Raw genomic sequence first — 12,904 nt, forward strand, 5'->3', positions numbered from 1 at the left:
CCTTAATACTTTATATTTGCGATTTAGCACAACATCCTTCCATGAACCATAAATACCTATATTATATTCTGTTATTTCTTTTTGCTTCGGTCACTTTAAAGGTGAATGCGCAAAACATATCCATGAGTAACATCCAGAATGTTAAAGTAAGTCAGTTATCTGACGCACAAATTAAACAAGCCTGGGATAAATTGGAAGAAACCGGAATTCCTGAAGATCAAGCCTATAAAATGATGGTTCAAAAGGGCATGTCGCCAGGTGAAGTACAGGCTTTTAAAGACCGGGTCACTCTACTGGGTTTAAATAAAAAAGGCGCTAAAATGCCTGCGACTGCTGAAAAAGAAGCGATTGATTATGCCCGGGATACGACACCCGTGCTGGTGAAGCCTTTTCCACTTGCACCTGTGTCTAAACCTGAACCTGTTTTAGGTGTATACGGCATGGAATTTTTTAACCAGACAGGAATAAAATTTGAGCCTAACTTTAGTGTAGCTACCCCAAAAAGTTATGTTTTAGGTCCGGGTGATGAATTAATTGTCCTGGTAACCGGGATGAATGAAAGCAGTGTAAGAACAAAAATTACCACGGAAGGAAATGTACAAATCCCTTATGCGGGTTTAGTTTATCTAAACGGTTTTACGATTGAACAGGCTACCAGTTTGATTAAAAGCAGGATGAGTAAGGCCTACCCCGCTTTAAACAGTGGGCAAACCAAACTAGCTGTTAACCTAGGAAATACACGCAGCATTAAAATCACCCTGGTGGGAGAAGTGAAAACACCGGGTACCTATACCTTATCCTCTTTGTCGACAGTATTTAACGCTTTGTATAATTCTGGCGGCCCTAATGCTAACGGATCCTTACGTTACATAGAATTACTAAGAAATAACCGTGTTTATAAAACGATCGATTTCTACACCTTCCTGCAAAATGGTTTAATGGATGGCAACATCCGTTTGGAAGACCAGGATGTCATCCGCATTCCGGTATACCGAAAAAGAGTAGGCATTAAAGGGGAAGTGAAAAGGCCAGCTATTTATGAGCTGAAAGAAAACGAACAGTTAGACAACCTGATTGGCTATGCCGGTGGTTTTACAGATATCGCTTACCGCGGCATGGCTAAAATTGACCAGATCAATGAATTGGAACGGGAAGTTAAAGATGTACCCTCTAACCTTTTTGGAAACTTTACCCCTAACAATGGTGATTTAGTGGAAATTGGTGCCATTACCAACCGCTATACCAACAGAATTGTATTAGAAGGCGCAGTGTACCGCCCCGGCGTGTATGAATTGACTGCAGGCATGAGTTTGGGCGACCTGTTAAAAACGGCTTCGGGCTTAAAACCAGAAGCATATATGGAACGTGGTTACGTTAAAAGAACCTTGCCGAACCTGGAAAAAGAATTAATTTCTTTTAACCCGATGGATGTGGTAGAAGGCCGAAGCGATTTACCTTTAATGCGTGATGACTCCGTAATGGTGCAAGACAGAGCGGTTTTTACCTCTTCACAAAATGTAACGGTACAGGGTTTTGTAAGAAGTCCGGCTTCCTTTACCTATAGAAAAGGCATGAAACTAAATGATGTCATTGCCATGGCTGGTGGTTTTCAAGACGAAGCTGCTGATCACCATGTGGAGATATCAAGGATCATTATCAACGATTCGGATAGTGTTGCCAACCAATTAGTGAAGACTTTTACGATCAATTTAAATACAGACGCTGAAGGCGACATGGAACTGCAGCCGATGGATTATATCTATGTGCCTCGTCTAGTGAATTACCGTGCTCTAGGCAACATTAGCGTGAAAGGTGAAGTTTTATTTCCGGGAGAGTATTCTGTACAACGTAGGGATGAAACTGCTTTAGACCTGTTAAAACGTGCCGGTGGTTTGAGTCCTTATGGCTCTTTAGCTAATGCACAGGTGTATAGAAAAGGGGTACGTGTAAATTTAGACCTGACCAATACCAGTGAGAGGGAAAGTGTGAAAAGAAGCATGATCCTTTTACCAGGTGATAGTATTTATATTCCAAGGGAAGTTTCTTTTGTAGAGGTTGCTGGTGCGGTGAATAACCCGCAACTGGTGGATTACAATGGAAAAAACTTTACCTATTACCTGAACGCTGCTGCCGGAGCTACTCAAAATGCATTATTAAAAGGTGCTTATGTACAATATCCAAACGGCTTGAATAAACCGGTGACCCGCTTTTTATTTTTCCGTAATTATCCGCCTGTAACGCCGGGAAGTAAGATCATTGTACCTGAAAAAGATCCTAACAGCAAATTGAAACTGGGCTTTGCAGAAATTGGCGGAATTACTTCTGCAGTAACCGCATTGATTAGTTTAATCGCTATTTTAAATAACTAACATGATGCCCGAAAATACGCCTCCTTCTTCGAATACACCTTATCCGGAAAACCGCTCCTACCCTTATGAACCTGAATTTTCGTTCAGTAAAGTCATTGGAAACCGGGTAGACGACCTGAAGTATGTGTTAAGTTTTAAGAAATGGATGGCTCTGTTTTTAATTATCGGTGCATCATTAGGTGCCTTAACGGCTTATTTGTGGACACCTACGTATACGGCAAGATTAACTTTTGTGATCGATGATGCCAAATCATCTGGTGGTGGTGGTTTAGCCGCACTAGCCGGGCAGTTTGGTTTTAACCTGGATGGTATTGGGGGCGCCAGTGGCGTGTTAGCCGGCGACAATGTGCAAGAGTTGTTAAAGAGCAGAAAGTTGATTAAATCGACGCTTTTGACGCCATATGATAGCCTGGGCACCAAAACCCTTGCTGATAAATATGCGGAAGTCAATAAATTAAATAAAAAGTGGTTAAAACACAGTAAAGATGGTCAAGTAATCGCTTTTCCAATGGACCCGTCGAAGAACTCTCGTGTTCAGGATAGTTTGATCCATGAAATGACACAATTGGTATTAGGAGGTGAATTCGGCATCGCCAAAACAGATAAAAAACTGGGTTTTTTTGAAGTGAACACGACCATGAAAGATGAACAACTGGCCGCTTTGTTTTGTACCCGCATGATCAAACAAGCGACCGACTTTTTTATCACCACCAAAACCTCGCGATTAAGAAATAACGTGAACCGTCTACAACACCGTGCAGACAGTATAGGTCGGATTTTGAACCGGAAAACCTATGCGGCGGCATCAGCTAACCAAAGTTTATTAGACCTGAACCCGGCTTATACCACGGCCAATGCCAATGTGGAAATGCAGGAACGGGACAAGATTGTATTGAGTACCATTTTCTCGGAAACAGTAAAAAACCTGGAAGGCAGTAAAACGATGCTAGCACAGGAAACCCCAACAGTACAAATCGTAGACGAACCAGAACTACCATTAAAGAAAAACAGGTTGAAGTATTTTGTAGCCATACTGGCGGGAATGCTGATTGCCGGGATTGGTTTCAGTGGTTATTTGTTACTATTTCGGAAGAGAGTTGTAAAAAATTGATCCAAAATTATATATTAAATAAATTAGGCTTCCATAATTTCTTTATCTTTTAATGCTTAATATCATATCAATTATTCCATTTAAATTAATATAGGAGCCTCTTAATTCATTTTTTCGGTCGAGCATAAAATCAATAAATATAGATGTTAAAAAACATACACTATTGGCTTCTTAATAACTAACCATAGATTTGTTCATAGCAGTCAGGTAGACATTAACTTTCGTGCTTATAATCGCCTGACATGGGCCACTTTGAGTAGAAATATTAAAAAATTGTATGCAGAATTGCACCTTTTTATATGACTGGTAGTTGCGGATGCGAATTAATATATAGTTAATAAAAAAACAGTTATGACAAGCAGAGGCTGATAATATAACAGACTCTGCTTGTCAATTTCGAAAAGAAATCTGAAGAAAAATTCGTTTAACAGTAAATTACAAACTTGTATGTTAAATGTATATAAGACTACTCTTGCTATTTTTTGTAGATATGTTTTGTGTCAACAATTCGCTTACCAGTTATTTGTCTGACTGTTTGCCTTAAAAAAGCATCAGCTCTTAAAATGACATTCTTCACATTCTCTTCTGGGCGTCCGTAAAAAGAGGTTACATGAAAGTAATTTGTTGACTCTGCTGGGGTTTTTGAAAAATAATAGTTTGATATACAACACCTTTTCCCCTGTGAGGTTACTTTGTTTACAGAATGTATTGAAGATTTATTCGTTATCATCAATACTAACCTGTTGTATTTCGAATGAATAGTCCTTTGCGGTTTATTCATTCCATTATCCCACAATTCTAAATTTCCACCAGAATTAATATCCCAATCTGGAGTAACGTAATATAATAAATTAAGCACCCGATAATTTTCTCTATCATTATCGTGAGAATTGTCCAAATGAGGGTTTAAGAAGTTACCGTGGGCCATTAGGCTAATACCTCCAGCATATAAATTTTCATCAGGCACCATTTCTTTTATCCCAGTAATTTGCTCAACAATTTTAACAACCCGCTCATCTTGAAATGCAAATACTATCTCTTCTAAAAGCGGATTATATAAATCCATTTGAGCTGCAATCCTTTTATTTTCTCTTAAAGATTTATGTATAGCCATTTCTTCTGGTGAAGGAAAAGCATCGTAGATTTGCTGGGCAATCTCCTCTGGAAGTAAATCATCAATTATACAGCTGTTTATTCTTCCTGTCTGAGCAAAATCATTCTTTAGTTGATCTGACATACTTTCGAGTCTTGAAAGTATTAAATTTGAGAGGTAACCTCTATTCAAGTCCATACGTTTATTTTAGAAAAACGCAATATACTTACATAATTTAATTATTATGCATTTATTAATTAAGTTACATCGAAAGTAATGTGTATAAAATATAGCTCGTTAAAACGGATCGGCCGGAAATGGCAACGAAGCATTTGCTTTTAAAATCGTATTATAAACGTAAACTTAACATGTAGAACAAGACCACAAGTTACCGTAATCCTTATTTTTTGTAGTTTTTAAATATTTAAATGTTTATTTTTAAAATAATGATAAATGTTTGATTAAGGATTGGAAATAAGCAGGTAGTGAGATGAAAGTAAAAAGATATATTCTTAGTAAGATCATAGAGGGAATGCCTGAATTGGCAAAAAAAAACTACCTGGATAAAATTAAAATAGAATTAGATTGGCGCATTTACCATTATGGAGCGCATTTTAATACCCCCTTCGAAAACAAGTTACATCATTGGACTTACGAAGAGCTCAAGTATGATTTAAAAAATCAAATCATACTTAAACGCAACCAGTTTAAAAGTAAAACAAAAAAAAAATTTATTTCAAGTATTTACTTTGGTAAGTTTGACCAATACCTCGCTAAGCTTGGCGAGGTTCACACCCCTGTTTGGTTGCCCAGGGGATTCGTAATTGACGGAAACAATTCCTTGTATAAAAAGTCGAAGAAAATTAATAACTTATTAGGGAAAGCAAGCTTTAATACCTTATTAAAGCCTGAAACTGCAAGCTTACTTGATGAGTATGAAAGTGACTTATTTAATTATTATTCAGAAACAGATCCAAGTGCTGTTTTCTTATTTACTGATCAATATTACCATTCTAAAGTGACAATAGAAGTGTTTAAAAAGATAAACAAAAAGTCATTCGTTTTGTCACATGGATTGCCAGGAATTTACTCTAAAGAAGTAGATAACCGATCGGATTATTTATATGTCTGGGGCAATAAAATCAAATGTAATTATATCAAGGCAGGGTTCAACGCCGAAAAGATATTCGTTATCGGTCACCCAGGATATATGACACCAAAAAGGATTGATTTATTACGCAATTCCTTCGAGAATATTCTTATTTTACCAAAAGCCATGACCTGGCACCAGCATACTTATGAACCTGCAATTGCTGACCGAGGTGCGATTATCGTTTATCTATTATCTCTCCAGATAGTACTGCATAAATTTGGAGTTAAAAGTGTGCGGTTGCGTCCTCACCCATCAGCAAATGTTCATTGGATGCTTTCTTTTTTAGATCCTTCCTTTTTTATAGCTGATCCCTACCCGCAATTGAGTGAATCTTTGGCGCATACTACATTGGCTATCGGTCCAACATCTACAGTATTCCTAGAATCAATTTTTAATGGTGTGAACTACGTTATATACGAACCTCAAGATGATGACGGGGTTGACTTGTTAAATTATAAAATTGTCCCACCTTTTGATGGTTCAGATCCAGAAATTGCGGTCGCAAAAGATGAATATGAATTGGAAGAACTATTGAGGAGAAGACACTGTCAACCTAACGATGTTCTTTCAGGTTATATGAGCACTTTTGATGAGAACATACTAAAAGATTCAATTCATTCAGCGCCTTAAATAACATGTTTAAAAAACAATTTTTTTCCATTGTATTCTGGAAATCACTAGTCTACCTTTTAGGCATCCTATCCTTACTCATTGTAACACCACACTTAACAAGTAAACCGACTATATTTGGAATTTATGCGTTTTGTTCTTCCATTACTATCTTTTTTTCTTATGCAGATTTAGGTTTTATTACAGCCGCCAGGAAATTTGCTGCAGAATTCGTAGCCAAAAAACAACTAAAGGCTGAAATTGCTGTGACGTCATTCTCCTGCTTAGTGTTCTTATTATGTTGTTTCCCTCTCTCCATAGGAATCTTTTATTTTAGCTATTATCCTCATTACTTAATTAAAGGCATTACAGAAGCTGAAATTATTATTGCTGCTGATTTATTGAGAATCCTAGCATTTTCTTTTCCAATTTTGATCCTGCAACGAATTATTCAAGTAATATATTCAGTAAGGTTTGCAGACCACATTGTGTTCAAATTTGAAATTATTAATATTGCGCTACGCTTAATATCCATTTATTATTTCTTTTCACCAGGAAATTATAAGATTGTAGAATACTTCCTATTTTATAATGTCCTAAATCTTATTAATATAATTGCACTGGGTTATCTTACTACCAAAAAATTTGACTACAATGTCCGCTATTTTTTTAAGGCATTCAGGTTTCGGAAAAGTATCTACAATAAAGTTTCCAGATTAGCCTTTAACTCCCTTTTTGTATCTTTGGCCTGGCTTCTGTTTTTCGAAATTGATCTGGTATTGATTACCTATTTAGCTGGTGCTGCCGCAACCGCGCAATATGCCATTGCTTTCAATGTAGCTAGTATTCTGAGGAATGTGTTAAGCACACTGTATTATCCATTAACGGTGAAATTTAATCACTTAGTAGTATCAGGTAAGGAGGCGTTAAGTTCATTCTTTTACCTGGTTATTAAGTTAGGATCTTATTTACTGATCCCTGGAATTGTAGTATTGGTATTGTTTTCTAAAGCACTAATAATATCATGGTTAGGGAATAAATTTGAACAATCAGTAATCATTACCCAACTATTGGTCTTTTCATACATATTCTACCCTTTATCTACACCTATTGGATCTTTATTAACAACTAAGTTAAAAATGAACATATTATATGCAAACTCCGTTATTTATATCGCAATTCAATACTTGGGACTATGGATTTTTTATAAATCCGTTGATAGCGGGGTATTGCTGGCTTTATTAAAAATACTTTGTGCTGGCACAGGCTGTATGGTATTAGTTAACTGGCTAATCAAATATTTATACATGACAAGGTTTACCTTTTTTTACAAGGTATTTGCATTACCAATTAGTCTATCACTGCTATTTAGTATAATAAGTTATTTACCACTACAACAAGTAAAGGAAAGCAAAAACTATGTGTCTTTATTTTCTTATTCGTTTTTAATGGTCCTAAGTTACATCTCTATCGTAGGTCTCTTGGTCCTATTCGATAAATCATTCAGAACAGCCATATCTAAATTATTAAAATAAGTTAAAATCTATATGTTATACCAATTTCACCATGAATATTGAAGGCATCATTATGTGGTATATAATATGTATCTGTACTAAAATCCTTTTGTCTCCATTGGTAATTTAAAGATTTGATACCCTGTAGCTTTGCGTTAAAGATTAAATTATTATAATCCCAACTCCCCTGAGCTGCAACAGCAAAATCAACCCACTTTCTACTTCCGTTTGGGCTAGCCGCAAACCGATCAGAAAAATCTTTACCATGTTCATACCTCTCTAAACCAAGACCTAATTTCTTGAGCCCCTTAACCCAGTTCAACTCCAATGATTGTAAGTTGCCCCCTGAGCCAGTTCCAGCACCAATTACTTCACCTTTATGGGTATAACCTTGCCTAACGCCTCCGTGGTGATAAAAGGTTCCCGCCGAACGAACTAACAATCCATCTGTTGTTTGGGAAAGCTGTGTGAGTTCAGCATTTACCTGAATAAACTCATCTTTTTCACGTCCTAATGAAACTAGTTTACTCAAACCAAACAAATATGCCCTGGAGTGATCTGGGGATCCAATAAAATCTCTAAAATCAAAGGAATTATCATTTAAAGCATATTCAAAATAGATTTCAGCATGAGCTTTGGGAAATATCCATCTCGCATATAAGGAAGTTCTTTGATCCCGGTCAAAAGTTTCTTCTACAAGGTTCTGTCCATCCTCTGCCACCTTATTTTTCTGGAAAGGTGTGAAAAACGGGAAATAATCACTAAAAGTGCTTAGGTCACTATGATAAGCACTAAAAGTTCTGGTGAAACCTAAAAATAAGCCGGGCACCCATTTGGGCTGATAATTTAAGTTAAAGCCAGTGAGGTAACGCCAATCTTTCCGAAAACCAGCGTGCAAGTTTAGTCCAGTAGACAAATTTTGAACGGGTAATGGTGCAAAGCCGGAATCATCTAATCGTGCACTAATAACTTGACCCTCAAAAGAACCTATACCAGTACGTATAGGGCGCACGGTATTCAGTGTAACATGTTTAAACCCCTGGGCATTATTACTCATCATTAAAGAATTACGCATGCCAGGACCCCACCACAAATTTTCGTTAGACAAGCCTATAGAGGCTGGACCAAATGTCAAACGGATACTGCTTTGCCCCCATAATAACTTCTGATAAGCTTTATCTCCAAATCTTTCAGGGGCGTCTATGAAATTATGATAACTATAATACTGACGCAGATCTGCATCAGAACGGTTGTCGCCAAAGCTTTTAAAATCAGCATTAGCAGCATAAATCATTTCTGGTTTCAACTGGATACTTAACGGACCAAATTTAGCAAAAAAACCAGCAGTTACCATCGTTTGGTAACCTTTAGCAGGGATCATTCCGCCATCATTCCATCCATAAGGATGATTAGAATTAAAATGCTGCTGCCAGGATACTGGTAGTAATTGAAAAGTGCCATTGCCACTCGCGAAACTTTTATTGCGATTGAATACCGAGGATTTAGCCAATGAATCTGGATCAAAAATATCATCTTGTAAGATCGCTTCTTTAAATAATGGCCTAACCGCAAACGACAAGTTGGAGTCTAACTTACCCATTAATTGTAACCTACGATAATAATCGTCTAAACCTGGACTACCCACTGGGAGAGTTTGTCCATAGGCAGTTTTTAGGCCTGAACAAGTCAGCGCTAGGATAAAGAACAGGATATATATATTTCTAGACTGTTTCATAAATTAAAAACGATAAGTTAGACCAGCTTGGATCTGCAAATTAAATGCATCTTTCCCCGGGCGTGTATAAGGTTCTCCGGGCTCTTGCTTAAGATACCACTGGTAGTTCAATGATTCTACTCCCTGCAATTTGGCATTAAAAATTAAATTTTTATAATTCCACTCACCAACAGCTGCAACACTAAGATCTGTCCAATGTCGCCTCCAGTCTTTAGAATCATTATAAGCATAATAATAGAAATCGTTGTTATGAACGTACCTTTCAAATTGGAGGCCCAGGCGTTTTAATCCTTTAACCCAGCTCACTTCTAAAGATTGCATATTTGCACCGGGTCCAATTCCAGCACCAAGAATTTCACCTCTGTTGGTGTACCCATGCCTAATGTGATTACTTGTATACCAACCTGTTGCGGTCATCACTTTATAGATGTCGGTTTCCTGCATCTGGGTAACTTCAACATTGACCATGAGATTTTCATCTTTTCTTATGCCAAAGGGGAATAACTTTCGGATACCAAAGATATAAGCCCTGGATACGGCTGGTTCTAACAGAAGATCCTGAAAGTCGCCAGAATAATTGTTTCTTCCATACTCAAAGTATACTTCTGCATGTTCCTCAGGCCATAACCAACGCATAAAATATGAATTCCGCTGATCGCGTTTACTTATGGCCTCTGCTGCATTGCTCTGTTTTTTGGACGAAAAGAATGGGAGGTAATCACCGAACTTTCTTAGATCCTCACCATAGTTTTGTGAACTCCTGGTTAAACCCAGAAATAAACCTGGCACCCATTTAGGTTGCCAAGTAAGCACCAAACCAGCAAGGTAACGCCAGTCGTCGCGTTTAGGCAGGAATAAGGGATTCGAAAAATGATTGCGTTCAGGCTCCAAAACACCAAATCCAGAGTTTTCCAATCGTCCGGCAATAATTTGACCTTCGAAAGAACCTACCGGTGTGTTAATTGGTTTGCGGGTATTCAAGGTTAAATGTTTGAATCCTGGGGCGTTGTTACTCATTAATAAGGAACTTCGCATGCCTGGTCCCCACCATAAATTTTCGGTGGATAAACCAAATGACAGGCTTTCATAGTTCAGGCGGATGCTGCTTTGACCCCAATAGGCTTTGTTATAGGTAGAATTGCCAAACCTGGCTGGCAGATCGATGTTGTTGTAAAAATCATAATACCGGGCGGTAATGATGTCGTAATGGTCTTTGTTAAAGGTATCGAATCCTGAATTTGACGCCATAACGATTTCAGGCTTAAATTGTATGGTTAAAGGTCCATATTCTGCATAAATACCTGCACTTAGTAAGGTCTGTAAGCCCTTTGCGGGGATCATGGCACCGTCATTCCAACCATAGGGATGATGAGAATTTGCCTGTGCGTGTATACTTAAAGGCAAAAACATGGCTTTAAGTTTTCCATTGCTAGAAGTAAAGCTGCTTTCCGCATTCAAGGCATTATACCTGGTTTCCGTAGAATCAGGATAGATTGCATCTTTTACCCGAAATGCCTGAATAGGAATAAGTGGCCTGACTGTAAACGAAACCGTAGAATCCAGATTTCCTAAAAGCTGCTGCCGACGGTAATAATCTTCCAGTGCGGTGTTGCCAACGGTTAAGGATTGACCAAAAACCTGCATTGGTACGGTTAGTGAGAGTACTGCGAGGCATAGGTATGCTAATTTTTTCATAGGTTGATTACTTTTACCCGTATATTATCTACCGACCAGCTTTCATCACAATTATTATCTTGGGTATTGTTTTGTATTAATTGATCACGGCATTGTAAGAGTAGTGTTGCTTTAGAATGCTCTATCGTTTTTGTGATTTTATAAAGTGTAGTTCCTCCAATTACGCCAGCAGATAAGCAAGCTCCAGGAAGGTTTCTGGAGACGGATCCCCATTTGGGATTTTGAGAACTGTTTGGATAGTCAAAAGGATATGATTGCGGTGGACAAAAATTGCTGTCGTTACAGGGTGCGTTAGAAAATGTGGTATTGATGTATAAATTATCATCAACAATCATTTTCCAGATATCTGGCCCATCAATATTGTCAATCCCTTTACCTTCCCAACTGTCATGAATGTATAGGTCGAAAGATATTACAACCAACTTATGCTTTGGTAAGTCTTTTATTTGCAAATCAAACCCTCCTGAATTGTACCGGCCCAGTACTTTTGACTTGTTATAGTCTTCAATGCGTCCAAGTGTGATTCCATTTAAATCATTTGTTTCGAAATCATTGAAATAGACTTCAACATCTTGTTTGACTTCCTTAGAACAAGAAAGAAACAGTGTAAGAGAAAAGAGCGCAATAATTAATATGTATTTCATATAGTCATACTAGATTTATTTTAGAAGCTTATTCTTCAAAGTTAAGGTTAACTATTCTCTTTCAACTACAATGAGTGGCTTTATCCATAAATATGTCACAGCTAAAGGCGTAATTATAGCAAAAAATAAAGTGGTGAAATCCAATTTAGAGAATGTTATGACAACAATAATGCCTAATTGAACAGCCGCGTAAAGTATAGAAACACTCAATTGTGGCCATTTTAAATCATTAGACAATATTTGGTAAAAATGCAGCCTATGGGCATCAAATATATTCTGCTTTAAAACGAGGCGATGAAGTATAGTTAGGATCGTATCTACGCCGTACACTGCGAGAAACAAAATATATGCATAATTACCGGTTAACATAATGAGTTTAAGCATCAAAAAAATGATCCAAAAAGCGATGGTTATACTGCCAACATCCCCTGCGAAACATTTGGCTTTTTTCCTGAAATTAAAATAAAGGAAAACTAGTACGGCAAGTAAAGGGAGCCAAATTAAATCAGGGGCAATAAAGTCGTACTGATAATAATTAATATATTGGAGACCAGACAGCACGACTATGCTATAAGCCCCAGTAATACCATTGATTCCGTCCATGAAATTATAGGCATTAATAATGCCTATAACAATGATGTAAAATGCCAATACGATCCACCAGGGGAAAAGGTTAAAGACACTCAAAAAGCTAAATAATAGGGTTACCGCGGCGAGATGAAAAATAATTCTGATCCTACCTGAAAGGGTGATCCGGTCATCAATGAAGCTGATGATGCCAATAACCAACATACCGGTAACGGGCAGCCAGTATTCAGGATGCAAAACACCAGCAGCCAGCGCTGCGAAAAGTAAGATGATGCCACCACCCCTGATGGTTACCTCGGTATGAGAACTTCGTTCATTTGGGCGGTCGATGATGTTGTAATAATCAGCAACTTTGAAGTACAAAAGCATGATTACTATGAACAGGAACAAGTA

At 37.6% G+C, this 12,904-nt stretch carries 9 protein-coding genes; 4 read left to right on the top strand and 5 right to left on the bottom strand.

Annotation, left to right across the window (positions count from 1 at the left end):
* Positions 1-41 precede the first annotated feature (41 nt).
* Together IWX76_RS15830 and IWX76_RS15835 are read left to right on the top strand one after the other, a co-directional pair.
* Complete coding sequence (locus tag IWX76_RS15830; RefSeq protein WP_196861000.1) at positions 42-2,369, top strand: SLBB domain-containing protein; 2,328 nt, start codon at positions 42-44, stop codon at positions 2,367-2,369.
* Between the two features lies 1 nt (position 2,370).
* Positions 2,371-3,480, top strand: a complete 1,110-nt coding sequence (locus IWX76_RS15835; RefSeq protein ID WP_196861001.1) for a hypothetical protein — start codon at positions 2,371-2,373, stop codon at positions 3,478-3,480.
* A gap of 475 nt (positions 3,481-3,955) precedes the next feature.
* On the opposite strand, the gene IWX76_RS15840 is transcribed toward IWX76_RS15835, so the two are convergent.
* Entirely contained in the window at positions 3,956-4,717 is a 762-nt protein-coding gene (locus IWX76_RS15840) for a 2OG-Fe(II) oxygenase (protein WP_196861002.1), read from the bottom strand.
* Between the two features lie 346 nt (positions 4,718-5,063).
* On the opposite strand from IWX76_RS15840, the gene IWX76_RS15845 reads away from it, so the two are divergent.
* Positions 5,064-6,356, top strand: coding sequence for a hypothetical protein (locus tag IWX76_RS15845; RefSeq protein ID WP_196861003.1), 1,293 nt, complete (start codon positions 5,064-5,066; stop codon positions 6,354-6,356).
* Positions 6,357-6,361: 5 nt separating this feature from the next.
* The gene (locus IWX76_RS15850) at positions 6,362-7,870 is read left to right on the top strand and encodes an oligosaccharide flippase family protein (RefSeq protein WP_196861004.1); all 1,509 of its coding nucleotides are present in this window, start codon (positions 6,362-6,364) and stop codon (positions 7,868-7,870) included.
* Between the two features lies 1 nt (position 7,871).
* On the opposite strand, the gene IWX76_RS15855 is transcribed toward IWX76_RS15850, so the two are convergent.
* The 4 genes from IWX76_RS15855 to IWX76_RS15870 are packed head-to-tail and all read right to left on the bottom strand — an operon-like array spanning position 7,872 to position 12,880.
* Entirely contained in the window at positions 7,872-9,584 is a 1,713-nt protein-coding gene (locus IWX76_RS15855; protein ID WP_196861005.1) for a capsule assembly Wzi family protein, read from the bottom strand.
* Positions 9,585-9,587: 3 nt separating this feature from the next.
* Positions 9,588-11,279, bottom strand: a complete 1,692-nt coding sequence (locus IWX76_RS15860; RefSeq protein WP_196861006.1) for a capsule assembly Wzi family protein — start codon at positions 11,277-11,279, stop codon at positions 9,588-9,590.
* Positions 11,276-11,923: a hypothetical protein gene (locus IWX76_RS15865; protein ID WP_196861007.1), complete on the bottom strand. Its 648-nt coding sequence runs from the start codon at positions 11,921-11,923 to the stop codon at positions 11,276-11,278. The genes IWX76_RS15860 and IWX76_RS15865 overlap by 4 nt, the downstream gene beginning before the upstream one ends.
* Positions 11,924-11,974: 51 nt before the next feature.
* A complete protein-coding gene (locus tag IWX76_RS15870; RefSeq protein ID WP_334642077.1) occupies positions 11,975-12,880 on the bottom strand; it encodes an MraY family glycosyltransferase in 906 nt (301 codons plus the stop codon).
* Positions 12,881-12,904: the final 24 nt, after the last annotated feature.

The organism is Pedobacter sp. CAN_A7, assembly GCF_015752175.1.
Taxonomy (GTDB): domain Bacteria; phylum Bacteroidota; class Bacteroidia; order Sphingobacteriales; family Sphingobacteriaceae; genus Pedobacter.